At 51.1% G+C, this 26,770-nt stretch carries 21 protein-coding genes; 7 read left to right on the forward strand and 14 right to left on the reverse strand.

Going from position 1 to position 26,770, the window contains the following annotated elements; genetic code table 11:
* Positions 1-599: 599 nt before the first annotated feature.
* From BG55_RS09510 to BG55_RS09535, 7 genes are all read right to left on the reverse strand, one after another.
* Positions 600-1,913 carry an NAD(P)/FAD-dependent oxidoreductase gene (locus BG55_RS09510; protein WP_034936892.1) on the reverse strand — a complete coding sequence of 438 codons (1,314 nt, stop codon included), beginning with the start codon at positions 1,911-1,913 and terminating at the stop codon, positions 600-602.
* Positions 1,914-2,070: 157 nt separating this feature from the next.
* Positions 2,071-3,222, reverse strand: a complete 1,152-nt coding sequence (gene fucO / locus BG55_RS09515; RefSeq protein ID WP_034936893.1) for a lactaldehyde reductase — start codon at positions 3,220-3,222, stop codon at positions 2,071-2,073.
* 551 nt (positions 3,223-3,773) lie between these two features.
* Positions 3,774-4,952: a D-alanyl-D-alanine-carboxypeptidase/endopeptidase AmpH gene (gene ampH / locus BG55_RS09520; protein ID WP_420889615.1), complete on the reverse strand. Its 1,179-nt coding sequence runs from the start codon at positions 4,950-4,952 to the stop codon at positions 3,774-3,776.
* 296 nt (positions 4,953-5,248) lie between these two features.
* On the reverse strand, positions 5,249-6,835 hold the full coding sequence (locus BG55_RS09525) for a methyl-accepting chemotaxis protein (RefSeq protein ID WP_034936894.1): 1,587 nt from the start codon (positions 6,833-6,835) through the stop codon (positions 5,249-5,251).
* A gap of 277 nt (positions 6,836-7,112) precedes the next feature.
* Positions 7,113-9,416, reverse strand: coding sequence for a phosphatidylglycerol--membrane-oligosaccharide glycerophosphotransferase (gene opgB / locus BG55_RS09530; protein WP_034936895.1), 2,304 nt, complete (start codon positions 9,414-9,416; stop codon positions 7,113-7,115).
* A gap of 323 nt (positions 9,417-9,739) precedes the next feature.
* A complete protein-coding gene (locus tag BG55_RS22820) occupies positions 9,740-9,898 on the reverse strand; it encodes a hypothetical protein (RefSeq protein WP_160170845.1) in 159 nt (52 codons plus the stop codon).
* A gap of 24 nt (positions 9,899-9,922) precedes the next feature.
* A complete protein-coding gene (locus BG55_RS09535; RefSeq protein WP_034936896.1) occupies positions 9,923-10,312 on the reverse strand; it encodes a tautomerase family protein in 390 nt (129 codons plus the stop codon).
* A gap of 228 nt (positions 10,313-10,540) precedes the next feature.
* Between BG55_RS09535 and BG55_RS09540 the strand changes: the two genes are divergently transcribed.
* Positions 10,541-11,455 carry a LysR substrate-binding domain-containing protein gene (locus BG55_RS09540; protein WP_034936898.1) on the forward strand — a complete coding sequence of 305 codons (915 nt, stop codon included), beginning with the start codon at positions 10,541-10,543 and terminating at the stop codon, positions 11,453-11,455.
* A gap of 56 nt (positions 11,456-11,511) precedes the next feature.
* Positions 11,512-12,039: a G/U mismatch-specific DNA glycosylase gene (gene mug / locus BG55_RS09545; protein WP_034936899.1), complete on the forward strand. Its 528-nt coding sequence runs from the start codon at positions 11,512-11,514 to the stop codon at positions 12,037-12,039.
* An 88-nt stretch (positions 12,040-12,127) separates the two neighbouring features.
* On the opposite strand, the gene rpoD is transcribed toward mug, so the two are convergent.
* The 3 genes from rpoD to rpsU all read right to left on the reverse strand — a co-directional run bounded on the left by rpoD (position 12,128) and on the right by rpsU (position 16,395).
* On the reverse strand, positions 12,128-13,972 hold the full coding sequence (gene rpoD, locus BG55_RS09550) for an RNA polymerase sigma factor RpoD (RefSeq protein WP_034936900.1): 1,845 nt from the start codon (positions 13,970-13,972) through the stop codon (positions 12,128-12,130).
* A 361-nt stretch (positions 13,973-14,333) separates the two neighbouring features.
* The gene (gene dnaG, locus BG55_RS09555; protein WP_034936902.1) at positions 14,334-16,079 is read right to left on the reverse strand and encodes a DNA primase; all 1,746 of its coding nucleotides are present in this window, start codon (positions 16,077-16,079) and stop codon (positions 14,334-14,336) included.
* 100 nt (positions 16,080-16,179) lie between these two features.
* Positions 16,180-16,395 carry a 30S ribosomal protein S21 gene (rpsU, locus tag BG55_RS09560; RefSeq protein WP_001144069.1) on the reverse strand — a complete coding sequence of 72 codons (216 nt, stop codon included), beginning with the start codon at positions 16,393-16,395 and terminating at the stop codon, positions 16,180-16,182.
* Positions 16,396-16,697: 302 nt separating this feature from the next.
* On the opposite strand from rpsU, the gene tsaD reads away from it, so the two are divergent.
* Entirely contained in the window at positions 16,698-17,720 is a 1,023-nt protein-coding gene (gene tsaD, locus BG55_RS09565; protein ID WP_034937380.1) for a tRNA (adenosine(37)-N6)-threonylcarbamoyltransferase complex transferase subunit TsaD, read from the forward strand.
* Between the two features lie 45 nt (positions 17,721-17,765).
* Here the strand turns inward: tsaD and BG55_RS09570 are convergent, their stop codons facing one another.
* Together BG55_RS09570 and plsY are read right to left on the reverse strand one after the other, a co-directional pair.
* Positions 17,766-18,056 (reverse strand): hypothetical protein, encoded by a 291-nt coding sequence (locus BG55_RS09570; RefSeq protein WP_034936905.1) that lies wholly within the window; start codon positions 18,054-18,056, stop codon positions 17,766-17,768.
* A gap of 126 nt (positions 18,057-18,182) precedes the next feature.
* Positions 18,183-18,779, reverse strand: a complete 597-nt coding sequence (gene plsY / locus BG55_RS09575; RefSeq protein ID WP_034936908.1) for a glycerol-3-phosphate 1-O-acyltransferase PlsY — start codon at positions 18,777-18,779, stop codon at positions 18,183-18,185.
* A 107-nt stretch (positions 18,780-18,886) separates the two neighbouring features.
* On the opposite strand from plsY, the gene folB reads away from it, so the two are divergent.
* Entirely contained in the window at positions 18,887-19,246 is a 360-nt protein-coding gene (gene folB / locus BG55_RS09580) for a bifunctional dihydroneopterin aldolase/7,8-dihydroneopterin epimerase (protein WP_034936910.1), read from the forward strand.
* A gap of 142 nt (positions 19,247-19,388) precedes the next feature.
* Positions 19,389-20,213 (forward strand): undecaprenyl-diphosphate phosphatase, encoded by an 825-nt coding sequence (gene bacA, locus BG55_RS09585; protein ID WP_034936912.1) that lies wholly within the window; start codon positions 19,389-19,391, stop codon positions 20,211-20,213.
* A gap of 34 nt (positions 20,214-20,247) precedes the next feature.
* Here bacA and BG55_RS09590 read toward each other — a convergent pair whose 3' ends face one another.
* Positions 20,248-21,483 carry a multifunctional CCA addition/repair protein gene (locus BG55_RS09590; protein ID WP_034936914.1) on the reverse strand — a complete coding sequence of 412 codons (1,236 nt, stop codon included), beginning with the start codon at positions 21,481-21,483 and terminating at the stop codon, positions 20,248-20,250.
* A gap of 179 nt (positions 21,484-21,662) precedes the next feature.
* Complete coding sequence (locus BG55_RS09595; RefSeq protein WP_034936917.1) at positions 21,663-22,283, reverse strand: TIGR04211 family SH3 domain-containing protein; 621 nt, start codon at positions 22,281-22,283, stop codon at positions 21,663-21,665.
* A 208-nt stretch (positions 22,284-22,491) separates the two neighbouring features.
* Here BG55_RS09595 and BG55_RS09600 point away from each other — a divergent pair, with 208 nt between their 5' ends.
* Both BG55_RS09600 and glnE read left to right on the forward strand, forming a co-directional pair.
* On the forward strand, positions 22,492-23,793 hold the full coding sequence (locus BG55_RS09600) for a CYTH domain-containing protein (protein WP_034936919.1): 1,302 nt from the start codon (positions 22,492-22,494) through the stop codon (positions 23,791-23,793).
* 52 nt (positions 23,794-23,845) lie between these two features.
* Positions 23,846-26,683, forward strand: coding sequence for a bifunctional [glutamate--ammonia ligase]-adenylyl-L-tyrosine phosphorylase/[glutamate--ammonia-ligase] adenylyltransferase (gene glnE / locus BG55_RS09605; protein WP_034936921.1), 2,838 nt, complete (start codon positions 23,846-23,848; stop codon positions 26,681-26,683).
* Positions 26,684-26,770 lie beyond the last annotated feature (87 nt).

The raw sequence follows: 26,770 nt of genomic DNA on the forward strand, positions 1-26,770 counted from the left end.
CTTTATATATTTCCTGTTTTTTTCTATCATCAGATGCAATGAGTTGTTATCAGTGTTGTTGTATGTTGAGTGAAAATATTACTATTATCTGTTTCTTTCCCCTTTCTTTTTATTAAACCGTTCATGATATATTTTCCTTATTACTTATAATGTCGCCCGGCGGATTTTAAATGATCTTTTTTAAATCCATTTGCTATTTTTAGTAGAGAGGAGTTTTTAAATCCATATTCGCCTGTATTAAAAGAAACCATGATCAGCACACCGAATTAATTTTACACCAGTTTTACTCTTACTTTATGACGAAGCATGCCAATGGCCTCTTACAATATTTTTATTAAATACGAAATTGACTTTTTCTTCAAATATACCATCTCTAAATTTTAAAATTTTAGTCTCATTGATTATCAGATCGCCGTAAGCGATAGTTGTTTCTTTTTTACGGTTTTATTGGTTTTCCGTTCTCGCTCCAATAATATTTTTAATGTCCGTAACTGATAAACTTAACATCCGCCGCCAGGTTCAGTGCTGGCGATATTGTCCGCAACAATGCTGGTCTGGCGTCGTGTCTGAGCGAAAATATCACCATGCTGAAACGGGCGTCACATTTCATTTCTTCCCATATAACGCTCTTTTGCCAGTGAAATGGCAATAGCAACATCCAGGATCGGGGAGGAAGGCAGATAATTTGCCTGGCCCAGTGCCAGCATGCTGGCAATCAATGGATTATCATAGCCCAGTACATAGTCTGCCAGCAGTGCTCCGGCAACGGTTTGCTTCGATATGCCTGCGCCGTTACACCCGCTGGCTGTGTAAACGTTGTTGCCCAACGTCCCCCAAACCGGTGCGCCATTCCGTGTGACGCTGATTGTTCCTGACCAGCATTCAGTCAACGAAACATCGCTCAGCTGGGGATAGATTTTGTGGAAAATTTGCCGGTGCAGCTGGGCGGCCTGATAAGTCTGCGCGGCAGTAACGGCCCCTTTCAGCGCCGGAACGACATGTTGGCGGATCATAAAGCGACCATCACGCGTGTAACGCAGCGTTGCGCCTGCGATGGCGTTAACCGGTGTCAGGCCCCAACTGCCTGTGTCAGGAAGTCTCTGCTGCTGTTCAGCAGTTAATGGCGCGGTAATACTGGCAAAGGTTGCCATTGCGGCCTGACGTGAGTGACGCGGTGCAAGAGCTGATGAAAGAGCGTTGGTCGCCAGCATCACCTTGCGGGCAGTAATACTACCGCCTGGTGTGAAAACCCGGTTAGTGCTGCCGTAATGGATCTCCAGCGCTGGCGTATGGTCATAAATCATCACATTGCCAGGCAGACTGCTTGCCAGCCCAACGGCCAGGGTGGCAGGGTTAACCAGAACCGCTCCGGGCGTATAAATGCCTTTCGCATAGAAGTGGGTTCCCAGCTTTTGTGCCAGCATTTGCTGGTCGAACAGCGTGTAAGATTCGCCCAGAGCATCAAGACTGTCGCGGTATTCCTGTAAAATCTGGTTGTTTCTGGCGTCGACCTGGCAGTGGTATTTGCCGACGGTTTCCCATTCACAGTCAATTCGATGCTGTTTAACCATTTCATCGATCAGGCGGATGCCTTCCTGAAGCAGCGTTCTGTAATCCTGCGCCTTTTTAAGCTCGGCGGTCGAACTGCCAATATTGTGCGGCAAGCCAATAATAAAGCCAGAATTGCGGGCTGAGCTGCTTTCTGCTGCGCAGGCCGAGTCGATTATGACAATCCGTAATTGAGGATCGTGCTGTGCCAGCCTGCGTGCGAAGGCAAGCCCGGCAAAACCTGAGCCGATGACCACCCAGTCAGCTGTAATATCACCATTGAGTGGCGGATGGGGAACGGAAAGGGGATGACCATCCAGCCAGCCATTTCGATTCTGATTAAAGGGGATGCTGGCATATTTCATTGTCTGTTGTCCTTCGTACGGCTTTTATGGATAAAATGATGGTTTGCCGAAGAAATTTATCAGGTGATAGCGCTGCTTCCGGCAGGTAATCGGGTGGCAATTTATTCCGTTGCTACAAAGCAATGCAGGGGCACCGGCCACCTGCATTCAGGGATGCTTAATAAAGTTGACGATAAAGCTCAGTAATATCGGCCAGTGAGGCCTCACGTGGGTTACCGCCAGTACAGACATCATCAAGAGCGGCCTGCGCCAGTGCCGGAATATCTTCCTCTTTCATACCTACATCGCGCAGTCTGGTGGGAATGCCAACATCGGCAGAGAGCTTTTGCACGGCCTCAACGGCAGCGATTCTGACTTCACTTAATGATTTACCACATACGCTGGCAACACCCATTGCACGGGCAATATCACGATATTTCTCGCCGGTGTAATCTGCGTTCCAGGCCATCACCTGCGGTAAAATAATGGCGTTGGCCACGCCGTGCGGCACGTTGTAGAACGCGCCGAGCGGATGTGCCATCCCATGCACCAGTCCCAGACCAACGTTGGAAAACCCCATCCCGGCGATATATTGCCCCAGCGCCATATCTTCAACGCCCTGACTGTCTCCGGCAACCGAAGCGCGTAGTGAACGACTGATAATCTGAATGGCTTTCAGATGCAGTGCATCAGTCAGCTCCCATGCTCCTTTGGTGGTATAGCCTTCAATCGCATGTGTCAGGGCATCAATGCCGGTGGCGGCCTTCAGTGACGGGGGCATACTGGCCATCATTTCGGCATCGATAATCGCGACAATCGGAATGTCATGGGGATCGACGCAGACAAATTTACGGCGTTTCTCCTCGTCGGTGATCACGTAATTGATGGTCACTTCGGCGGCGGTGCCCGCAGTGGTTGGAACAGCAATAATGGGCACACTGGCGTGACGGGTCGCTGCTACGCCTTCCAGGCTGCGGACATCTGAAAACTCAGGGTTATTGATAATAATACCAATGGCTTTAGCGGTGTCCTGCGGTGAACCACCGCCAATAGCAATAAGATAATCTGCTTTTGACGCTTTAAATATATCAACACCCTTGGTCACTACCGCAATAGTGGGATTTGGCACAACCTCATCGTAAATAACATAAGGCAGCTGATGCTTATCAAGCAGCGCCGTGACTTTCTTAATCACGCCTGCCTGAATTAAAATCTTGTCGGTAACCAGTAGCGCCTTTTTTAAACCCCTTTGAGAAACTTCATCAACTATCCTGGAAATCGAACCCGGTCCGAACCAGGATGTTTCATTCAGTATCATACGGTGTTGCATTATATTCTCCTGTAACGTGAAGCTTGTTTTGTTCAATTTTTACTGTCGGAAAATATGCGGAGGAAATCAGTTATCGATCTTGATTAAGATCAGCTTGCAGTGATTAAGCAGGAAAGTGAAGACGATGAGTGGCCTGTCCGGACTGTCATATCAATCGGGTTGTCTGTCGGTTTTAAGTTAATATCTGACATTTTTTATCGGTGATCCTTATCCGGAAAATACGGATGGCGGTCCCCCGACAGGCAGGTAGCAGCAGAGGCCCGGTTGTTGTCACCTTCAGCTGCATACCGGCTACAAATGACAGTACATTGGGACATGACATACAAAAAACATGAAAAGTAATTTTAAAAAATCTTCCAATTGAAAGGATATTACGGCGTCTTTTCCGGCAGGAATTTTATTGCGGGAAAGCCGCCTTGTTTTAAGGCGGCTTTTTAATTATTACTTACGGACTTATTCCGTGCTCAGACTTCTTAACTGTTATGCATACAGCGCAATTATTTCATTCTGGCTGGCACGCATCCTTTTCCACCATCCGGACAGAAAAATTGTTAATTCGCCATAATACTGGCGGCTAGTTGCGCGCTGTCTGGCGTATTACCAATCAGTTCAGTCAGCAGATTGTTAACGCCGTCACTCATTGCAGTGAAATGGGTTTGCGGTGAGCGCGTAACCACAATAAATACTCCGACGCTGCACTGAGGTACCATGGCCATATAGGTAATGAAACCGCCGCCACCGCCAGTCTTCTGAATAATACCCGGCCGGTTATTTTGTGGCGCCATATAAACCCAACCCATACCCAGTGCCGAAGCCTTACCCGGCACGTCCATACCATCCACTTTGGTTAACTGGCTGCGCTGATAGATCATGGTCTGCATGCGATCGACCTGGGATGAGCGGGTGTGGATATCAGAAGAGAGAAACTGCTGCATCCAGCGGCCCATATCGTCCGGCGTGGAATAAATGCCACCACTGCCAATCGCTGCCAGGGTGTTCATGCATGGACTGGCGCCTTTTTCCGCCACCATCAGGCGTGAGCACTGATCGGGTGAAGGGGTAAAGGTGGTGTCTTTCATCCCCAGTGGACGGGTGATTTCACGCTGAAGCAGGGCGGGATATGACACGCCACTGGCACGGGAAAGCGCATCGGCCAACAGGTCGAACGCCAGATTAGAGTAGGCCGCCTGAGTTCCGGGCGCAGCTTTCAATTTAGCGTTATCCAGCCAGTTCCAGCGCTGGTTATAGGTTGGCCAGACAAAAACCGGGCGGTTTGCCTTGCCGCCGGGCAGCTCACGGGGCAGCCCGCTGGTGTGGGTTGCCAGATTAATCAGGCGAATAGTTTGCCCGGCATAGTTGGGCACACTGCTGCTACGCGGGGCGTATTTACTCAGTGGATCATCCAACCGCACGACACCCTTTTCAGACAGCTTCACCAACAGTTCGCTGGTCATCAATTTGGTCAGGGAGGCGATGCGAATGACCGAGTCCTTCTGAGGACGGACACTGCTGCCGGGCCTCACGGAACCCATACTGGCGAAAACACGCTGATTGGTATCGATTGCCACCATCGCCATGCCAGTGGCTTTGGTGTTATAGAAAATATTCTGTGCGTAACGATCCACTATCTGGGAGGCAAGCAGCGGGTCAGGCGCAACCCTTGCAGCCAGACTGCTAAGTGGGCTGATCGCTGTCAGCACTACCAGTAATCGGTGAAGGAAAGATTTCAATGTGGCTGTATCCATCAGACTGAGCAGAAAAGTAACCGTATAGTAATCGGTTTTACACGGCCTTCAACCGGAGGGATTGGTTTTTTAAAAAATGACATTAAGTGCAACCCGGTTTTTGGTAAGGAGCCGATGATTTATTTGTTTATGCAAAGAGAGATAAATGTTTTCTGATGCAAAACCTGCAAAGTCAAACCGGCCAGCTAACAAGATTCTGTCACTGGCCGGAGGGTGTCATTGTGTTAATCTCATCCGGCAGGTTTACTCAGACTGAGCAAAAAAGCAGCCGATGCGGCTCTTCAGTATGCCAGGAGCGGGTTCACAGGTTGTGATTGTTCGTTGACTTTAAACACGCTGATGGACTGAGAAAGCTGCACTGCCTGTTCCTGAAGTGACTGTGCTGCTGCGGCTGACTGATTAACCAGTGAGGCGTTTTGCTGAGTAACCTGATCCATCTGAGTGATAGCCATGTTGATCTCTTCGATACCGGTGCTCTGTTCGTTGCTGGCAACAGAGATTTCACCCATAATTTCGGTCACGCTTTTTACACTGTTAAGGACCTCTTCCATGGTACTTCCGGCGAGCGCCACCTGCCGACCGCCCTCGTCCACTTTGGCGACGGAGTCTTCAATCAGATGAGCAATCTCTTTGGCAGCTGAAGCCGAGCGTTGAGCAAGGTTGCGTACTTCTGAGGCCACCACGGCAAAACCACGACCCTGTTCACCCGCACGCGCAGCCTCTACGGCGGCGTTAAGCGCCAGAATATTGGTCTGAAAAGCAATCCCATCGATCACGCTGATGATATCGACAATTTTCTTCGACGAGCCATTGATCATCTCCATTGTGCTGACCACCTGTTTTACGGCGGCACCGCTCTGAAGTGCCACACGCGAGGCCTGAGCTGCCAGCTCATTGGCCTGACGGGCATTGTCAGCGTTTTGCTTCACGGTGGATGTCATCTGCTCCATAGCCGATGCCGTCTCTTCCAGTGAGCTGGCCTGCTGTTCGGTTCGTGATGAGAGGTCCATATTCCCTGCGGAAATTTCACCGGATGCGGTGGTGATCAGATGTGAGCCAGAGCGCACCTCCGTGACTATCCGCAGCAGGTTTTCATTCATATTTTTCAGTGCCAGCATCAGCTGACCGGTTTCATCAGAGGAGGTCACCTTGATGGCGGTTCGCAGGTCGCCAGCTGCGACATTTTCAGCAATGGATACTGCTTCACGCAGGGGACGTACAATAGACCGTGTCAGGAAGAAACCGAGAATAATGGCGGCCAGCACGGCAAGAAAAGAGAAAAGCAGCGTGATATGAATAGCGGTTGCCCCGTCAGCAAGGGCTTTAGCACCTTCGGCCTGCAATTGTTGTGACTGAGATTCAGCAAATTTCACCGCTGCGTCGAGGTAGGCACCTTGCGTCAGGGTGATTTTTTTCAGTGCATATTCAGCCGCGATATTTTCGTCGCCAGCCTGAATGAGCTTCACCAGCTCAACCTTTGACGCTTCGAAAGCCTGTGCCGCATCCTTCAACCCCTGAATTTTCTGTTTGCCGAGTTCAGTTACCTGTAGCTGCACAATAGCTTCGATGGCTTTATTGGTTTTTTGAGTGGATTCATTGAGAAATCCCAGGCGCTGGATATTGTTTTGTGGCCGGGTGGTATCAATAACCATGCCGCGTAAATATTTGATCTGATCGTTGACGCCATCCCTCACGGCAAAGGCCAGCCGAACTTTTTGATAGCGGTCGTTAACAATGCTGTCAACGGCTTCATTGATGTGCCCGGTTTTGGTTATCGCTGTAATACTGACGATAATCAGTAACAGGATCACCAGACCAAAAGCGGCCCCAAGGCGCACGCCGACTTTCATATTCTTGACAGATTTCATTTTATTTTTTTCCTTGCCTTAGAGAGGGCATCACCAACGGAAGCGGAGGGCATTTTTTTTGGTTTACTCAAGTTACTATCATCGGCAGCGTTCACAGAAACTTGATGTCAATCTCCTGCTTCGGACTGTCGTTTAGCTATTTTTTTCAGAAAATGACGCGAAAATATTGACGGATGACGGATGACGGATGACGGATGACGGATGACGGATGACGGATGACGGATGACGGATGGGCGACTAAGAAAATGCCCCGGTGTGGCACACCGGGGTGGGGATGTCAGTGGATGGGGGTGACTTTCAGGCTGGTGAGGCCAATGCCCAGCTTGCGTGCTTTAAAGCCATCGATAGCACCTTCAGTCGTTTCCTGTGGGCTGGGGGGTTGAATCTCAATGCTGTCTGCCTGTTGAGTAAGGGTGAAGTGCAGCCTGACCGTGTTGTCATCCTTACCCAGGCTAAACTCCTTTGTCACCTTACCGACTTTCACCGTAAAAGTTTGCTGGCTGTTGGCTGCAAACGCGCGTGCAGTCAGTTCGAGCTCAAATTCTTTTGGCAGCGGATCGCGAAAATGGATGCTGACCTGCGGTTGCAAACTGGCATCAGACCATCGTCCTCCCCAGGGTTCGATATATGACAGGCCTGACACCTTCGAAACCTGCTCTGGCAGTCCGGGTAGGGCAAACAGAATGGTGTCTGCACTGTATTTCAGATCGCTGTCAGAAATTTTTAAGCGGGCAACGGTCTGTTGATATTGTTTATCATCGCGCTTGCCGACCTGCTGAAAAGTTACGCGCCCCGTGCTGGTACCGGGCCTGATCTGCCTTATTACCGGCGGTGAATCCAGCGTTCCCTCGACCACGCAGTAATCACGACTCAGCTCCAGTGTTTTATCCCAGATGAAACCGGGTTTGAAGCAGCGGTCAATCCAGACAAATTTTTCATCTGCTGCAAATTGCGCCAGCTGTTGCTTAAGGGGCGTGGCGAGCCAGACATCCAGTTTTGGCTCAATCTTGTTCGGCGTAACAGAAAGCAGCAACGGCAACTTAAAATCCACACCTGAAAAGCTGAAGGTGTTATTTAGCGTATCTATGCGATAGTCAGAGATGGTTTTCGGGAAGTTCCATAATTTGATAACGTCTGGTTTCCACTCAAGCATTTTCTCTTTCAGATTCAGATAAGTGCTGGCCAGGGATGTTGCCGAAAGGCTGCTGCGCCCCAGGCCAATAAAGTTATCACCACCCAGGGCATCCAGCACGGTTGCGCCGTTATCCAGCGTACTGCGTTTGACCGGAATCACTTTGCTGCTGCTGTCATCGCCGCGCACCATAAAGAACAGGTCGTGGCGATCGTGCTGGTTGAGGTATTTCCACGCGGTGTTATTCATCGCCAGATGATCGGAGCTGACCACAATCAGGGTATTTTTAAAGTAAGGTGTGGCGCGAATACGTTCGATTAGCCGGGCGATATGCTGCTGGCTGCATGCTACGGCGGCCAGGGATTTATTGGGTTTGCCGTCATATTGCCAGGTCTGGCGCTGGCAACTGCGGGAAATAAAACCATCCGGATGATGGGTGTCTACGGTCAGGGCAAACAACGAAAAGGGTTGGTTCAGACGCGACAGTTCCAGATACTTGTCAAAAACCACGTCCAGCAGTGTGTCGTCATACCAACCCCAGTCATTACGGTAGTTTTGATCTTTTACCACGTTTTTCAGTTCGTTGAAGCCATAAAGGTGCGCTGGTTCAAAACCATGTGATGAGAGAAATAAGTCTTTACCGGCAAAATTAAGACTGGCCCCCTGGTAGAAATAGTTCTGGTAGCCAGAGGATTTCAGGATGTCGCCCAGACAGATGTTTTGGGGATAAAAGGTCGACAGTGAACTGGAGGCATTGCCATCAAAGGGGGCGAATAAGGGAATGCCGCACTGCGAGGCCACCATGCCGGCAATGGTATATTCGGTGCCGGGTAGCTGTGCGGTATTGCTGAAATCCAGCGAACTGTTTTTGATTTTGCTCAGCTCAGGCGCAAGACCGGGAAAGGCATTTTCATCAAAATAGGTGCGTTCCAGACTTTCAGCATAGATGTACACCAGATTAAGTTTGTTACCGCCGATCTGCTTAGCCGGTACTTTGTAGTGGCTGTAGAAATCTGAATGGCCCTTACCAACCTGTGATTTAATCAGGCTTGCAACCTGTTGATAAGCCGGGGTAGTTTTAATGGAAGCGATAGCCAGCATCACCGCCAGCAGACTGTATATTCTGCTGTAATCATGCCTTTTGCGTAAACGTAAAATCCAGGAAAGCAGGCCGAACAGCAAACTCATCCCTGCTATCAGCCCGATAGCGGGAAAAATATATTTTCCGACACCTGCACCGTTAAGACTGCTGGTAATGGTGTAAATGACAGCATCATTAATGCCTTCGCCAGTAAAATAATCGCTCGCCAGCATTGAGGCATTAAGCAGAATATAAGTGCCCAGAAACAGCAAAATAGCAGAAAACCACAGCCGGTTTCTGCCCGCCTTCCAGCTGTAAATTGTAACTGAGGCGATAAAGAGTATCAGTGAAAGCAATTCAGAACCCATTATTTATTTTTAATCCTTATGCGGCACAATCCCTGGCCATAAATGGCGATGAACCGATCTGTCATCGGCAGATCAATTTAACGTAGCGAATTATCTCTGGCAATCAGAACGGGGACAGGCTGCGGGGTATTTACTGTATTCTGTTTACGGTTTATTTAATTAAATGTTATTTCATGATTGAAAGGGCTAACTGGTTATTACCTGTTGAGATGATAAATGCCGGGATGCTGCACAAAACGAGGTGAAATGGCAGAAATACTGCGAGTATTATGGAATGAATGTTAAGAAAAAATAATGTTATCTGGTTTTTCTTCACCCGGAAATTAATCATCAGAATTCAGAGCCATCTCACGAATCCTCAGCCAGCAACCGATAACGCCGATGGCAGCTTTACTGTTTCGGTTTTTCATCTGGCGGATGTCGTGACGTATCCAGTAGCGGGTAAATGCCTGGTGGTTACCCACCGGGCATTTTTCCTTCACTGACACCACCTGCCATTACCGTGCTTACAGTTCGCCGGTAATATATTGTGCGACACCGTTACCAAAGCTCCAGTCTCCCTTCGCGTTGGTGATAAAACTGATCATCACATCACTCCCTGCAATGCCACAGCTCTCCTCCAGTGCGCGACACAGTTCCGCCATAAACAGCTGTTTCTGTTGGTCGCTACGTGGACTGGTAAAGACCCTGACCATCACCAGATTGCGTGTACGCTCCAGCCCCAGACCGGTATCCTCAAAAACCATCTGATGAGCTTTGTTTTCGTGAACAATCTGATAGCGATCTCTTTCGGGAACATTGAAAGCAGTCAGCACTGCCCGGTGTGCAGCATCCAGCAGGATTTTTAGCTCTGAAGGAGAACGTCCTTCAATAACATCAAACTGAAGTAAGGGCATTATTTTCTCCTGATTTTAAATCATTTATTTTATCAAACATTTAAATTTGCGTGAAAAGAGGGGCCGGGCTGAAATCGCGAAATAATGGCGTTTGGCTGTTGCTCCCCGATGGCGTCAGTGGCACAGGAAGGGGGAATATTTTGCCCTGAGCAGACACTCTACCCGCATGATGGTCAGGAAAAAAGTCGCTATACTTGAACTTATTGTTTTTATAAATGAACAATCAATATGAAAGAGATTAAAACAGGTGCATTGTGGATGCATCTGCACTGGCTGACGGTACTGGCGGAGCAGGGCAGTTTCACCCGCGCTGCTGAACGGCTGGGAGTGAGCAAGGCAGCGATGAGTCAGAAGATAAAAGAGCTTGAACACCAGGCTGGCGTTCCGCTGGTGACTCGCACCACCCGCATTGTCAGATTGACCAGTGCCGGTGAGAAGCTGGTGGAGGAACTACGTGTCCCCTTTGCCCTTATCGAACAGAGTTTTTCCAGCGTCAGGGACTCAGCCGGACCGCTGCGTGGGTTGGTGCGCGTCACGGCTCCGGTGGCATTTGCCCGTCAGCAACTGGTGCCGCATATCACTGCCTTTTTGCATGAGCATCCACAGGTGCGCGTTCAACTGGAAGTGACAGACCGGCTGGTGTCGCTGGTCAGTGAAGGATTTGATGTCGCCATCCGCCACAGTGACACGCTGTCTGAAACCCATGTGGTGCAGCCGTTGTGTGCTACTCGTGCCTTGCTGGTGGCTTCGCCTGAGTATCTGGCGGCGCGTGGCTGGCCGCGATCGCCGCAGTCGCTGTCAGAACACCACTGTCTGTACTATCCACGCGGCACGGAAACGCCAGGCTGGACATTTACCAAAGGGGCGGAAAAGTTAACGGTTAACGTAAGCGGACCCTTTGCCACCAATAACAGTGAGTCGCTGCGGGATGCGGCATTGCAGGGAATGGGAATTGCCATGCTACCGGATTTCAGCGCCCGGAGCGCGCTGCGCGAGGGTAGCCTGGTTGAACTTCTGGCAGACTGGCAGACGGTTGGCACCTTTGCCGGTACGATCTGTGTCGTACGTCCCTGGTCTGCCCAGGTCCCGCGAGCCGTGAGGGGCTTTATCCACTGGCTGCGCGAGGCTTTCAGCTCGCAATAACCGAAATTTGCCAGCTGCCAGCGGTTATCAGATCTTTTTTGTTGAGAGAACAGCACATGCATGAGTCAGAAGAACATAACATTAGCGACATTCTTGCCCCAGGTCTGCGGGTGGTGTTTTGCGGTATTAATCCCGGAAAATCGTCTGCCCACACCGGCTATCATTTTGCTCATCCTGGTAACCGTTTCTGGAAAACTATCTGGCAGGCTGGTTTTACCAGCAGGCAACTGAAACCAGAAGAGGAGATGCGGTTGCTGGATACGCGTTGTGGCATCACCATGCTGGTAGAACGGCCAACCAGGGAAGCTACGGAGTTGTCAGGTCAGGAGCTGCGCGACGGTGGCAAAAGTCTGGTGCATAAAATTCTTCACTATCAGCCAGATGCGCTGGCAGTGCTGGGCAAGCAGGCTTTCAAACAGGCGTTCCGGGTGAGCCGGGTTGAATGGGGCAGACAACGGCAAACGGTCGGTAAAACAGAGGTCTGGGTACTGCCAAATCCCAGCGGTCTGAACCGGGCTTCACAGGAAAAACTGGTGGAAGCGTATCGTGAACTGGATACGGCGCTTGCTTTGCGGGGACTTTGATCTGCAATGAGTGGGGGGCTGCTGGGTTTTTTGCTCCCCAAAAAAAAGCCCCTGCAAGCAGGGGCCTTCGCACGGTAACCTGGCGGGATTAGTCGTCCAGGAAGCTACGCAATACTTCAGAGCGGCTTGGATGACGCAGTTTACGCAGCGCTTTTGCTTCAATCTGACGAATACGCTCACGGGTTACATCGAACTGTTTACCTACCTCTTCCAGCGTATGGTCAGTATTCATATCGATGCCAAAACGCATACGCAGGACTTTTGCTTCGCGAGCGGTCAGACCTGCCAGAACGTCATGGGTCGCGGAGCGCAGGCTCTCTGAGGTGGCAGAATCGAGCGGCAGCTCAAGCGTGGTGTCTTCGATAAAATCACCCAGGTGTGAATCTTCATCATCACCAATTGGCGTCTCCATAGAGATAGGCTCTTTGGCAATTTTCAGCACCTTGCGAATTTTATCATCTGGCATCAACATGCGTTCGGCCAGCTCTTCCGGCGTCGGTTCACGGCCCATCTCCTGCAACATCTGGCGGGAAATACGGTTGAGTTTATTGATAGTCTCAATCATATGAACCGGAATACGGATGGTGCGCGCCTGGTCAGCAATTGAGCGGGTAATGGCCTGACGGATCCACCAGGTGGCATAGGTCGAAAATTTATAACCACGGCGATATTCAAACTTATCCACGGCTTTCATCAGACCAATGTTGCCTTCCTGAATCAGATCGAGGAACTGCAAACCACGGTTGGTGTATTTCTTGGCGATTGAAATAACCAGACGCAGGTTTGCTTCAACCATCTCTTTTTTCGCCCGGCGAGCTTTCGCTTCACCGATGGACATACGACGGTTGATGTCTTTGACCTGTTCAATGGTCAGCCCCGTCTCTTCCTCAATCTGCAACAGTTTCATCAGGCTGCGCTGCACGTCTTCTGTTACTTCTTTCAGCTTTTCAGACCAGGGCTTATTCATAGCCAGCGCCGCTTTGAACCAGGTTTCGCTGGTTTCATTGCCGGTGAACAGGGTGATGAAGTTCTTTTTCGGCATTTTACAGATTTCAACACACAGCTTCATGATGATGCGTTCCTGGGTACGAACGCGATCCATCATAGTGCGCATGTTGTTCACCAGGTAGTCAAACTGCTTTGGCACCAGGCGGAACTGTTTAAACACGTCAGACAGATTCTGGATCTCACTAACGGCATCAGCATGGCTGCGACCTTTGGCTTTGATTACGGTACGGGTTTTTTCGTACTGTACGCGCAGGTCGTTAAATTTTTCACGAGCCAGCTCTGGATCGATGCTGTTGTCATCATCAGAGTTGTCATCATCAGAATCTTCGTCTTCATCGTCGTCGTCGTCGCGCTCTTCTTCAGAAAGCTCAGAGCCTACGTGAGTGGCCGTGGGTGCCATCTCTTCTTCTGCATTCGGATCGACAAATCCGGTAATCATATCGGACAGGCGTGCTTCACCTGCTTCAACACGATCGTACTGGTCGAGTAAATAAGTAATGGCCTCAGGGTATTCAGCAACGGAACACTGTACCTGGTTAATCCCGTCTTCGATGCGTTTGGCGATGTCAATTTCGCCTTCTCGCGTCAGCAGCTCAACGGTGCCCATCTCGCGCATGTACATGCGCACAGGGTCTGTGGTACGTCCAATTTCCGATTCAACGCTGGATAACACTTGAGCAGCCGCTTCGGCAGCATCTTCGTCCGTATCACTGGTGTTTTCGTTCAGCATCAGATCATCGGCATCAGGTGCTTCTTCCACAACCTGTATGCCCATGTCGTTGATCATCTGGATGATGTCTTCGATCTGATCGGAGTCGACGATATCTTCCGGCAGATGGTCATTGACCTCGGCATAGGTCAGATAGCCTTGCTCCTTACCACGGGTGACAAGCAGCTTCAGCTGTGACTGCGGGTTTTGCTCCATAAGACGGTATCCACACTTCTGTTAAATTAGATTGGTGTCGGTCGGCTAAGCAGCCAACAATAACAGTGAGGGCGTTTGATTATTGCCGCTGCCCGTCATGGCGGCTGCCAGGCTCAACCTGGCGGATAATCGGCACTTAAGCCGCTGGATATTCTGTCTGGGGCACAGTTGTTGCCTTTCCAGTCCGGGCAGTACGCTCAATTCCCACCTGATTGTCTGCCCGGTGAGGATGCGTATTTCCACTCAGACCACTGAAACCGGCTAAACCAGTCATCTCCCCAGTTTCTGTTAGCAGGCTGCAATAAACGGACCGCTTTAATACCTTGTTAAAACTGGCTGCCTGCCGTTGTTCATCTGAAGGTCACTGCTTCTTCAGTGCCTGACTCAACGTCCAGAGTTCGCGGCGTTCTTCCGCGTTGAGCCCATGAGTGCGGTCACGGGCAATCAGTTCTTCAAGACGACGTTCCAGCGCGGCGTCGTACATGCTGGCCAGTGAATCCTTGAACATGGTCTCCACCTCATCGTCTACGATCATGTGGTTCCATGTCGCCAGAGTTTCAATGCTCTGACTAAAATTTGTTCCGCGATATAACTCCAGTAGCTGTCCGGTCGTCAGGCCAGGGTGCGCATTGCACGTCTCGACCAGCTCAACAAACAGCGAAAATCCGGGCAGCGCCGAATTCTCCAGTCCCTGCATTGAGGGGACTATTGCTGCCAGCCCTGGGTTCTGAATCAGCAGCCCAATCAGTATACGCATGGTTGTGCGTTTTAGCTGAGGTTGCGGCGAGGGCTTCGCATTTTCACCCTGCTTTGGCAGCAATTTTTCTAATTGGACATGGTCCGGGATGCCCAGCTTATCCCCCAGAACCTGCCGCAAATAAATGCGCAGCGTTTCTCCTGGCACCTGACTGACCAGTGGCAGCGCCAGCGTGGTGAGTTGCGCCCGACCATCGGGGGTACTCAGATCAACCTGCGGCAGCAGCGTGTCATACAGGAAAGTGGACAGCGGCATGGCCTGCTCCATCCTGGCTTCAAAAGCCGCCTTTCCTTCTTTACGTACCAGCGTATCCGGATCTTCACCATCAGGCAGAAACATAAAGCGTAGCTGACGACCGTCATTCATGTAAGGTAATGCGGTTTCCAGTGCCCGCCAGGCGGCTTCACGTCCTGCACGATCGCCGTCATAGCAGCAAATTACGTTGTCTGTCGTGCGAAAAAGAAGTTGAATATGTTCGGGCGTCGTGGAGGTCCCCAGTGAGGCCACTGCATAATCAATGCCAAATTGCGCCAGCGCCACCACGTCCATGTAGCCTTCGACCACCAACAGCTTTGCCGGTTCAGGATGTTTTTTTTGTGCTTCATACAAGCCATACAACTGGCGGCCTTTATGAAAAATATCGGTTTCCGGTGAGTTAAGGTATTTGGGAAGCGCATCACCCAGGACTCGTCCCCCAAAACCGATAACCCGCCCACGTTTGTCGTGGATAGGAAACATTATTCGTTCACGGAAGCGATCGTAACTGCGTCCCTGATCGTTAGTGACCAACATGCCTGCATCAATCAACGACTGGCGGTCATCCTGATTATGACCAAATTTCTTCAGGGCGTTGTCCCATCCTGCGGGGGCAAAACCAATGGAAAAATGTGTAATCACTTCGTCACTGAGACCACGTTTGCGCAGATAGTCTCGTGCGGCAGAGGCGTGTTGTTGAGTCAACGCATGCTGATAAAAATGGCTCAGCCCGTCCATCAACTGATACAAACTCTGTCGCTGGTGGCGCTCAAGCTGGCTGGGGCCCGTGCCATTCTCATAGGGTACTTCCAGACCGTAGAGTGTGGCCAGCTCTTCAATACTTTCCACGAATTCCAGACGATCATAATTCATCAGGAAATCAATAGCATTACCATGAGCACCACAGCCGAAGCAGTGGTAAAACTGTTTTTCACCATTGACGGTGAAAGAGGGGGTTTTTTCATTATGAAAGGGACAGCACGCATGATAATTTTTTCCCTGCTTTTTCAGCTTCACACGAGCATCGATCAGATCCACGATGTCCGTGCGCGCCAGCAAGTCATTGATAAATATGCGTGGGATTCGTCCAGCCATAAGCCCCGGTTTATCAGCTCATAAACGAGAACAAGCCGCGCATTCCTTTCGGAAAGCACGGCCTTCTTATACTACAAACTTGTCTGTGAAGCTTAAAAGATCAGTACAGACGAGTGCGGCGTGCGTTTTCGCGAGCCAGTTTCTTCGCGTGGCGTTTTACAGCAGACGCTTTAGCGCGCTTACGTTCGGTAGTCGGTTTTTCATAAAACTCACGACGACGAACCTCAGCCAGAACGCCTGCTTTTTCGCATGAACGTTTGAAGCGACGCAGTGCAACGTCAAATGGCTCGTTTTCACGTACTTTAATTACCGGCATGTAACTCTCACCTCGATAAATTCGGTTTTGCTGCTGACGTCAGTGCCAGCTTGTTTCAAAATGGTGCGAAATTCTACTCCAACACAGGCTGCGTTGTAAAGCACCATAGCGTAATGTCACCAACAGATGCGCCTGTGCCGCTGCCGGTTTTTTCAGGCGAAGGATTATACATCAATCAATCCGCTGCGGCGAAACTATTTTCCTGTCCCCCCATGAGGCCATCAGAAGCGCAGACTGAAAATTGCCGCCCGTGGCGTGCCCTTCATGTTACACTGCGCGCCGCAAGAAAAGAGGTGAAAGAAATGCGTGTGCTCGGCATAGAAACTTCCTGCGATGAAACCGGTGTGGCGATTTACGATGATGCATCCGGGTTAGTCGCCAACCAACTTTACAGCCAGGTTAAACTGCATGCCGACTATGGCGGAGTCGTGCCTGAGCTTGCTTCACGCGATCATGTGCGCAAAACCGTGCCGTTGATTCAGGCGGCATTGAAAGAAGCGGGCTTACAGGCGCAGGACATAGATGCAGTAGCCTACACTGCGGGACCCGGACTGGTGGGGGCTTTGCTGGTGGGTGCCACGATTGGCCGTTCGCTGGCATTTGCCTGGGACGTTCCGGCCATTCCCATCCATCATATGGAAGGACATCTGTTGGCACCCATGCTGGAAGACAACCCGCCAGCATTTCCGTTTGTTGCGCTGCTGGTATCCGGTGGACACACTCAACTGATCAGTGTTACCGCGATCGGCGAATATTCTCTGTTAGGCGAGTCCGTCGATGATGCAGCTGGAGAGGCCTTTGACAAGACGGCTAAACTACTTGGTCTGGATTATCCGGGCGGCCCTTTGCTGTCTAAAATGGCGCAGTTGGGCATCGAAAAACGTTTTGTTTTTCCGCGCCCCATAACCGATCGTCCAGGACTTGACTTCAGCTTTTCAGGGCTGAAGACTTTTGCTGCTAATACCATACGTGAAAATTGTGATGATGCTCAAACGCGCGCGGACATCGCCAGAGCGTTTGAAGATGCCGTGGTGGATACGCTGGTGATTAAGTGCAAACGCGCGTTGGAACAAACGGGTTTCCAGCGACTGGTCATTGCCGGTGGCGTCAGCGCCAATCGCGCGCTACGGGAAAAAATGGCTGAGGTGATGAAAGCACGTGGCGGCGAAGTATTTTATGCGCGTCCGGAACTCTGTACTGATAACGGTGCGATGATAGCCTATGCTGGCATGGTCAGGTTGCAAGAGGGGACACGGGATAAGCTGAGCGTTACTGTACAACCACGGTGGCCGCTGTCAGAGCTTTTACCTCTGGGAAACAATTAATATAATACGCCACCGCTGTAGGGTGGCGTAGAGTCGTTATATAAATCAGTTACCTAAAAGGCTGTTTAACCAGGAGCCAATTAAAGGAATACTGGCAAGGGTGTTTTCAATAGCGCTGCCAATCTTGCTCCCAAGGCTGGAGCCTATACTGGTGCCTAAATTTGGCAGCAACGAACTGATGCTGACGTTTCCAAGCAGTGGAATGCTAACGCTTGTACTATCTGAAACCAGCCCGTATAAGCTTTTGCCGATCACGCCTCCAATATTACTGAGGGCGTCCTCAATAAACCCTGCACCACTCACCAGTGATAATTCTTGCTGTGATAATTCTTTCATTAACAATTCCTTGTAATTAATATTATTAAATTAAATCCACGCCATTAAATGGCCCAGTTATTTTAATTTATTGCCAGGTTTTTTTGCAATTATCAATTATTAATTACAATTAAGTGAAGTTAAGTTTTATTTGGACTTTCTTTTCCAGATTTTCGATTCCTGACCGCGCCACAAACGCTGAATATTATCGTGGTGACGGAGTAATACCAGACAGGAGAGCATCGCGACCGGAAAGGTGAACTGCGGTTTAAACCACCAGACATAAAAGGGTGCAATCAACGCGCTGATGATTGCTCCCAGAGAAGAGTAACCGCTCAACAACACGGTCAGCAGCCAGGTTCCGGTCATCAGCCCGGTCAGATCCCAGCCTATTGGCGCGATGGCCCCAAACGCAGTCGCCACGCCTTTACCGCCTTTAAAATGAAAGAAGACCGGATAGATATGACCAAGACAGGCCGCGATAGCCGTCAGACCGAGATAAAACGGGCTGACGCCATAATGGTATGCCAGCCATACCGGTAACATACCTTTGAGGATATCAAAAATCAGTACCGTCAGCGCAGGCAGCTTGCCACCAATCCGCAATACGTTGGTCGCGCCGGGGTTGCCGGAGCCATGCTGACGCGGATCGGGTAAGCGGAAAAGCTGGCATACCAGAATTGCGCTGGAAACCGAGCCGCAAAGATACGCGAAAACAATCATACCAAGCTCGAATACACTCATAACACAGTTCCGTGTTGCTGGGGTCGTTTTGATTTCATCATCTGTGGATAATACGCATAAACTGTCGGAAGTGGTATCCGGCAATCACAAAAACAGAGAGTGACATCATGGATATCGTATTTATAGAGCAACTTTGCGTTATCACGACTATCGGCGTTTACTACTGGGAACAAACCATTCAACAAAAGCTGGTGTTCGATGTCGAAATGGCCTGGGATAACCGCAAGGCCGCCGCCAGCGATGATGTGAAAGACTGTCTGAGCTACGCCGATGTATCTGAAGCCATCATCAACCATGTCGCGGGGGGAAAATTCGCCCTGGTGGAGCGGGTAGCGGAAGAAGTTGCCAGCTTATTACTGGCGCGATTCAACTCGCCGTGGGTGCGCATTAAACTCAGCAAACCCGGTGCCGTGGCCCAGGCAACGCAGGTTGGTGTGATTATTGAACGCGGGACTAATCCGAAATAGAGCCAGAGTGATTGCCATCACAGTTAAAGCAAACGACATTATGGATTGTCTTAAGGTTGGCCTAACCCAGGGCTGACACAATTTCGGCGGTAGCGAACAGCGACCGCCTTTTTAATGTTTTTTGAACGGATAGGGGAATTTGATGGCAGATCTACATCAGCTATGGGTGGCAGCAATACTGGGCATTGTTGAGGGATTAACAGAGTTTCTGCCTGTCTCTTCCACCGGACATATGATTATTGTCGGTCATCTGTTGGGGTTTGAAGGAGACAAGGCAGACACCTTTGAAGTCGTTATTCAACTGGGCTCTATTCTGGCCGTTGTGGTGATGTTCTGGCGTCGTTTGTTTGGTTTGATCGGGATCCACTTTGGTAACGTGCCACACGAAGGAACTGGCCGGGGACATCTGACGTTAATTCATATTCTGTTGGGTATGATCCCCGCAGTGGTCATCGGTTTGATCTTTCACGACAAAATCAAATTGTTATTCAACCCGGTTAACGTAATGTATGCGCTGGTCGTGGGCGGCGTGTTGCTGTTGGCTGCTGAATTTCTCAAACCGAAGAAACCGAAAGCCGTCGGCATCGATGATATGACATACCGTCAGGCGTTTGTGATTGGTTGCTTTCAATGTCTTGCGCTGTGGCCGGGCTTCTCGCGTTCTGGTGCAACTATTTCCGGCGGGATGCTGATGGGGGTCAGCCGCTATGCTGCCTCTGAGTTCTCTTTCATCCTCGCAGTGCCGATGATGCTGGGTGCCACTATTCTCGACCTGTATAAAAGCAGAGGTTTTCTGACCATGGCAGACTTTCCGATGTTTGCCGTTGGCTTTATCACCGCATTTATTGTGGCGCTGATTGCCATTAAGGTGTTCCTGAAATTGATTCAGAACATCTCCTTTGTGCCGTTCGCTATCTATCGCTTCATCGTGGCGATTGCGGTCTGGTTCCTCTTTGTGCAGATCTGAAAAAGCAGGCCGGACGTTCAGTCCGGCCTTCCCTTCAAGGCAATAAATTTTGCTGAGTTTGCCATTCGGCCAGTTTGGCAACGCGCCTTCGGGTTAACTCTTCGCGAACCTCCGCACCTTTAAAACCGGCCTCAATCACTGCTTTTGTAGGGACGCTCAACGCCACCGCCCAGGCTTCACGCAGATAGGTGCCCTGGGGATAGGCATTATTTTCAAACCCGGTGCGGCCACGCGCATCAGCTTCGCTGGTCAGCGCAATCTGCTCCACCCTGTGCGGTTTTCGCCAGGCATCAATACGATCAAAAAGAGTAACCAGGGTTTGCGGGCTCTGACGCTCCACGACATGGATCATATCGTGAAATTCAGTGACCAGCAGCGCCAGATCGCGAAAGGCATTGGGCACCCTTAACCGCTGACAAACCTTTTCAACTATTGGGATACCTGCCAGTCCATGACCATGATGACTGGGCCATTTTTCAGGGGGCGTCAGCGCTTTGCCCACGTCGTGAAACAGGGTAGCGAAACGAACGGCAACGTCGTCGCTGAGCCGGGCTGCCATTGCCAGCGTCATCAGGGTATGCACGCCGGTATCAATCTCCGGATGCCATTTCGCTGGGGCCGGAACACCATAAAGATTGTCCAGTTCAGGAAACAGCACCGCCAATGCGCCGCAGTCGCGCAGCAGTTGGAAATAGACCTCAGGATGGCGGGTTGCCAACGCTTTTTCCGTCTCCTTCCACACCCGTTCCGGTGTCAACGTATTCAGTTCACCGCTGCCGGCCATATTGCGCATTAACGCAAGTGTCTCATCAGCAACGGTAAAATTAAGATGGGCAAAACGCGCGGCAAAACGTGCCACGCGGAGCACGCGTAGCGGATCTTCATTGAACGCTGGAGAAACATGACGCAGCAGGCGTTTTGTCAGATCGTTGCGACCACCGTAGGGATCGTGGTAATTGCCGTCCTGATCCTGAGCGATAGCGTTAATGGTCAGATCACGACGCAGTAAATCCTGCTCGAGAGTAACATCAGGCGCGGAATAACAGATAAAACCGGTATAGCCACTGCCATTCTTGCGTTCGGTGCGAGCCAGGGCATATTCCTGCTGGGTACGTGGATGCAGGAATACCGGGAAATCACGACCAACCTGCTGATAGCCCTGATTCAGCATCTCCTCGGGGGAAGCGCCCACCACCACCCAGTCTTTATCTTTTACTGGCAGATTTAACAGTGCATCGCGTACCGCGCCACCAACAAGATAAATCTTCACTACTTTGCTCCTGACTGATTGGTTAGTGGCATCATACGCGAAGTGGGGAAGCTGTCACATTGTTGCGGGAAAGTGAAGAGAGCCAGCCGCCATGAAAAACAACACGGACATCGTCATGATGTCCATATTGTGTCAGGTCAGGGCCAGCAGGGGAGCCTGGTAGCGGACTGAGAGGAAAATCAGTTCATCCAGCGATCTTTCTTTTTTCTGCTTGGGATCATGTGTGGCAAAAACAGTCCCAACAGAAGGCCAACGCCGGCCACGCCGCCGCCATACATAAACCACTGCATAATAATCGTCCGCTGCTTGTCGTCCAGTTGAACATTTGCGGCGCTGACTTTTTTCTGCGCCACTATCAGCTCATTTTTCAGCTTCTGATTTTCATCCTTCAGGCTGTTGATGGCACCATCGCTGCCCGCTACTTTTTTCTGCATTTCAGCGGTGCGCTGGTTCCAGCTGTTATCAATATTCGCCAGTTTATCGGTTAAATCTTTGACCTGCTGTTCGAGCTGAGGCACACGTGTGCGCAGGCTGGGCTGTTGGCTTAACTGGGCCTGAGGGATCCAGGTGGTCCGGCCGTTCGCATCACGAATCTGAGCATAATGCGTGCTTTCATCGGTTTGCAGTAATGACACTTCTTCACCGGCGTTCAGGGTGCCAACCAGGCGGTAACTGTCGCTGGGGCCGCTGCGTACCCAGGTTGAAAGTTCGTCAGAGATGTAGCGTTTTTCTTCGGCATGAACAGATGCGGCAACGCTGAAGGTCAGTAGCGCAAGGCTGATAAGGTGAGTTTTTTTCATTCGATGTCTTTTTTACGTAAGTCCTGGAAAAAAGTAATGGCACAGTCTGGAGTTGGTATGCACAAACCTGAATGAGAACAGTCCTGGTCTCTGGCTGGTGCGAGGCATCACGCAAAGTGGCAGGAAAGCCGGGACAGCCTGGGCGTTTCTGCTTTATTCTTCACGTGATAACGTATTTACCATGCCGGTAATCAACTGATAAAAAATTATGACCATCGAAATCGAATTAAAGTTCATTGTTACCCCTGAAGGCGCCGAAAAACTGCCGGCGTTGTTAGCAGGCTTTTCCCATCAGCACAGCGAAGGGCAGAAACTGACCAACATCTATTTTGAGACGGCAGACAGCCAGCTGCGACGCTGGGATATGGGATTGCGTATTCGTGGTTTTGGCGACAGTTATGAAATGACGCTGAAAACAGCAGGGCAGACGGTTGGCGGGCTGCATCAGCGGCCAGAATACAACGTCCCCCTGGATACGCCAGAGTTAGATCTCAACAGATTGCCTGCCGAAATCTGGCCAGAGGGCTGCGATGTTATTGCTTTACAACACCAACTGAAACCGCTTTTCAGTACGCACTTTTTCCGTGAGAAGTGGGTAATTACTTACCTCAACAGCGAGATCGAAGTCGCCTGTGATCGCGGTGAAGTGGCGGCCGGTGAACTGACTGAAGCATTGAGCGAGATTGAGCTGGAGCTGAAAAGTGGTCATCGCGATGACCTGCTGGCTTTTGCGACGGAGCTGGCGGCGATGGGGGGGATACGGCTCGGGAGCCTGAGTAAAGCAGCCAGGGGCTATGCGCTGGCAAAAGGCAATCCGCCACGCGATCTTCGCCCCGTTCCGGTGATGAATATTGCCGCAAAAGCCACCGTTGAGCAGGGGATGCGCGCTGCCTTTATGTTGGCACTGAGTCAGTGGCAGTATCATGAAGAGCTGTGGTTGCGCGGCAATCAGGCTGCGCTGGAGCAAATCCACCAGGCTCTGGAAACGCTGCGTCAGGCCTTTTCGCTCTTTGGCGCATTGGTGCCACGCAAAGCGAGTAGCGAACTGCGTCAGTCTCTGACCCGGCTGGAAGAGCTGTTGCTGGAAAATTTACCGGCGGAAAAATTCTGTTTCAGCTCTCTCAGTCTGGAGACCCAGTTGGCACTTACTAACTGGATTGTGACTGAACGCTGGCGACATTTTATTGATGCCAAAGCTGATGCCAGGCTTCAGGGATCATTCAAGCGATTCAGTGACATCATGCTGGGACGCATCTCAGCCGATCTGAAAGAAACCTTTGCCCGCGTACATCAGCTGAATGAGTATCAGGATAAACTCACCCGCCTGCATCGTCAGCTGCTGGCAACGCGTCTGCTGGCGGGCGCTTATGACCCCATCGCCGTTGCCAACTGGCTGGAGAACTGGCAACTGGTGGCTCAGGCGATTACGTCCGGGCAGGTAGCCTGGCTGGAAAGCCAGTGTCGTCAGACCATAAAACAACCTGTCTTCTGGAAAAACGGGAATATCTGAAACCGGCCGCAGTAAGCGGCTGGCGGAAATAATGCATCCAGGGAGTTCTTTTATGTTGCCATTACCTTCGTCGTCGCTGCCTGCGCTGTTGAAAGAACAGGCGTCACGTCTCAACCCGGAAGCGGGACCACTCAATGCGACTGAATCCGCAGTGTTCGCTTTCAGCGATTTTATCAGTGAGAACCTGAATCGCCATCCGCAGTGGCTGTGGCTATTGAGAGAGAGCCCGCCCGTTGCGGATGAATGGCAGCATTACGCGCAATGGCTGGATACCCATTTGGATTCGGTGACTGATGACAATACTCTGATGCAACAATTACGGCTGTTCCGTCGCCACATGCTCACGCGTATTGCATGGATGCAGACGCTGGCTGTCAGTAGCACACAGGAGTCGTTGCAGCAGCTAAGCGTGCTGGCTGAAACGCTGATTGTCGCTGCAAAAGAGTGGTTATGGCTGGCCTGCTGCCGCGAGTTCGGCACGCCGGTAAATGCCCGTGGGGAGGCACAGCCGTTGCTGATTCTGGGTATGGGCAAGTTAGGCGGCGGAGAGCTGAATTTCTCCTCTGATATCGATCTGATTTTCACCTGGCCGGAAAATGGCACCACCACAGGTGGTCGCCGTGAGCTGGATAATGCGCAGTTTTTTACCCGTCTGGGACAGCGGCTGATTAAAGTTCTGGATCAGCCCACTGTTGATGGCTTTGTTTATCGCGTGGATATGCGGCTGCGTCCCTTTGGTGACAGCGGCCCACTGGTGTTGAGTTTTGCCGCGCTGGAAGATTACTACCAGGAGCAGGGACGTGACTGGGAACGTTATGCGATGGTGAAGGCCAGGCTGATGGGAAGTGCGGACGATCGCTGGAGCCAGGAATTACAGCAGATGCTGCGACCGTTTGTTTACCGCCGCTACATTGATTTCAGCGTAGTCCAGTCGTTACGCAACATGAAAAGCATGATAGCCCGGGAAGTCCGACGACGTGGTCTGGTCGACAATATTAAACTGGGTGCGGGCGGTATCCGCGAAATTGAGTTTATTGTTCAGGTGTTCCAGTTGATTCGGGGAGGGCGGGAGCGCAGCCTGCAACAGCGCTCACTGTTGAAGGCTTTGCAGGCAATTGGCGAACTTAATCTGTTGTCATCAGAGCAGGTAGATCAGCTGACCGGGGCCTGGCTTTTCTTGCGGCGTCTGGAAAATCTGCTGCAAAGCATCAATGACGACCAGACGCAGACGCTGCCCGGTGATGCGCTGAACCGTGAGCGGCTGGCCTGGGCGATGGCACAGGGTTCATGGGATGAGCTTTACCAGCACCTGGAACAGCACATGGCAGCCGTTCGTGCTGTGTTTGATGAGCTTATCGGCGATGACACACCTGAAACCGGCGAAAGTCAGACAAACGGTGAGTACGGTGTCCTGTGGCAGGACAGGCTGGAGGAAGCCGAGCTTATTCCACTGGTTCCTCATCTGGGCGATACGGCACGACAGCGCCTGCTACAGATAATGACCGATTTTCATCAGGATGTGGATAAACGCACTATTGGTCCGCGAGGTCGTCAGGCTCTGGATCAACTGATGCCGCGCCTGCTGTCTGAAGTCTGTCCACGCAGTGATGCTGATATCACCCTGAGCCGCCTGACGCCTTTGCTGTTGGGGATTGTCACCCGCTCCACCTATCTGGAGCTGTTAACTGAATATCATGGTGCGTTGAAACATCTGATCCGTCTGTGCGCCGCTTCACCAATGATCGCCAGCCAGCTTGCGCGATATCCTCTGCTGCTGGATGAACTTCTCGATCCCGCAACGCTTTACCAGCCTACGGCCACCGATGCCTATCGTGATGAATTGCGGCAGTATCTTTTACGCATACCGGAAGAGGACGAAGAACAGCAACTGGAGGCGTTACGTCAGTTCAAGCAGGCACAGCATCTGCGTATTGCTGCCGCTGATATTGCTAAAACACTACCGGTTATGAAAGTAAGCGATCACCTCACCTGGCTGGCTGAAGCGATAATTGAGCAGGTTGTGCAACAGGCATGGCAAATGATGGTTCAGCGTTATGGACGTCCCTCGCATCTTGAGGATGAGCAGGCGCGCGGTTTTGCAGTGATTGGCTATGGCAAACTGGGCGGCTGGGAACTGGGTTACAGTTCCGATCTCGATCTGGTGTTCCTGCACGACTGTCCTGATAAATCCTTCACCAGCGGTGAGCGCAGCATTGATGGCAGACAGTTTTATCTGCGTCTGGCTCAGCGGGTAATGCATCTGTTCAGCACCCGTACGTCGTCCGGCATTCTGTATGAAGTGGATGCCCGCCTGCGCCCTTCAGGTGCCGCCGGGATGCTGGTGAGCACCTTTGATGCTTTTGATGACTATCAGCGCAATGAGGCCTGGACATGGGAACATCAGGCGCTGGTGAGGGCGCGCATTGTCTTCGGTGGGGCCGTTCAGGCGCAGAAATTTAATCAGATCCGCCATGCTATTTTATCCCTGCCACGTGATGCCATGACGCTGAAAAAAGAAGTGCGTGAGATGAGAGAGAAAATGCGCACGCACCTCGGTAGCAAATATAAAGATCGCTGGGATATTAAAGCGGATCGCGGGGGGATCACCGATATCGAATTTATCACCCAGTATCTGGTCCTGCGTTACGCGCATCAGGAACCCAGACTGACTCGCTGGTCTGATAACGTGCGGATCCTGACGCTGATGGCTGAAAATGGTCGAATCGATCAGGACGAGGCGCAGGCACTTACCTGTGCCTACGTTACTCTGCGCGATGAACTGCATCACCTTGCGCTGGAAGAACAGGCGGGACAGGTGTCGCCGGAGCGATTTGCTGCGGAAAAGGCGTTGGTCAATGCCAGCTGGCAGCGTTGGTTTGAGCAGGAGTGAAGCCGCAGTCCGATTGACCGGTCGCAACCCTGGATGTGAAGGCGAAATATCTGTACTACTCAGCTTGTGCTATCATCGCGCGCACTG

It is taken from the genome of Erwinia mallotivora (assembly GCF_000590885.1).
GTDB lineage: Bacteria > Pseudomonadota > Gammaproteobacteria > Enterobacterales > Enterobacteriaceae > Erwinia > Erwinia mallotivora.

Bases quoted from the DNA above. Each gene is read 5' to 3' on its own strand.
- BG55_RS09535 (WP_034936896.1), bottom strand. From the start codon at position 10,312: ATGCCCTTACTTCAGTTTGATGTTATTGAAGGACGTTCTCCTTCAGAG.
- BG55_RS09595 (WP_034936917.1), bottom strand. From the start codon at position 22,283: ATGAAAAAAACTCACCTTATCAGCCTTGCGCTACTGACCTTCAGCGTT.
- folB (WP_034936910.1), top strand. From the start codon at position 18,887: ATGGATATCGTATTTATAGAGCAACTTTGCGTTATCACGACTATCGGC.
- tsaD (WP_034937380.1), top strand. From the start codon at position 16,698: ATGCGTGTGCTCGGCATAGAAACTTCCTGCGATGAAACCGGTGTGGCG.
- opgB (WP_034936895.1), bottom strand. From the start codon at position 9,416: ATGGGTTCTGAATTGCTTTCACTGATACTCTTTATCGCCTCAGTTACA.
- BG55_RS09525 (WP_034936894.1), bottom strand. From the start codon at position 6,835: ATGAAATCTGTCAAGAATATGAAAGTCGGCGTGCGCCTTGGGGCCGCT.
- plsY (WP_034936908.1), bottom strand. From the start codon at position 18,779: ATGAGTGTATTCGAGCTTGGTATGATTGTTTTCGCGTATCTTTGCGGC.
- BG55_RS09510 (WP_034936892.1), bottom strand. From the start codon at position 1,913: ATGAAATATGCCAGCATCCCCTTTAATCAGAATCGAAATGGCTGGCTG.
- BG55_RS09600 (WP_034936919.1), top strand. From the start codon at position 22,492: ATGACCATCGAAATCGAATTAAAGTTCATTGTTACCCCTGAAGGCGCC.
- rpoD (WP_034936900.1), bottom strand. From the start codon at position 13,972: ATGGAGCAAAACCCGCAGTCACAGCTGAAGCTGCTTGTCACCCGTGGT.
- fucO (WP_034936893.1), bottom strand. From the start codon at position 3,222: ATGCAACACCGTATGATACTGAATGAAACATCCTGGTTCGGACCGGGT.
- glnE (WP_034936921.1), top strand. From the start codon at position 23,846: ATGTTGCCATTACCTTCGTCGTCGCTGCCTGCGCTGTTGAAAGAACAG.
- rpsU (WP_001144069.1), bottom strand. From the start codon at position 16,395: ATGCCGGTAATTAAAGTACGTGAAAACGAGCCATTTGACGTTGCACTG.
- mug (WP_034936899.1), top strand. From the start codon at position 11,512: ATGCATGAGTCAGAAGAACATAACATTAGCGACATTCTTGCCCCAGGT.
- bacA (WP_034936912.1), top strand. From the start codon at position 19,389: ATGGCAGATCTACATCAGCTATGGGTGGCAGCAATACTGGGCATTGTT.
- BG55_RS09570 (WP_034936905.1), bottom strand. From the start codon at position 18,056: ATGAAAGAATTATCACAGCAAGAATTATCACTGGTGAGTGGTGCAGGG.
- dnaG (WP_034936902.1), bottom strand. From the start codon at position 16,079: ATGGCTGGACGAATCCCACGCATATTTATCAATGACTTGCTGGCGCGC.
- BG55_RS09540 (WP_034936898.1), top strand. From the start codon at position 10,541: ATGAAAGAGATTAAAACAGGTGCATTGTGGATGCATCTGCACTGGCTG.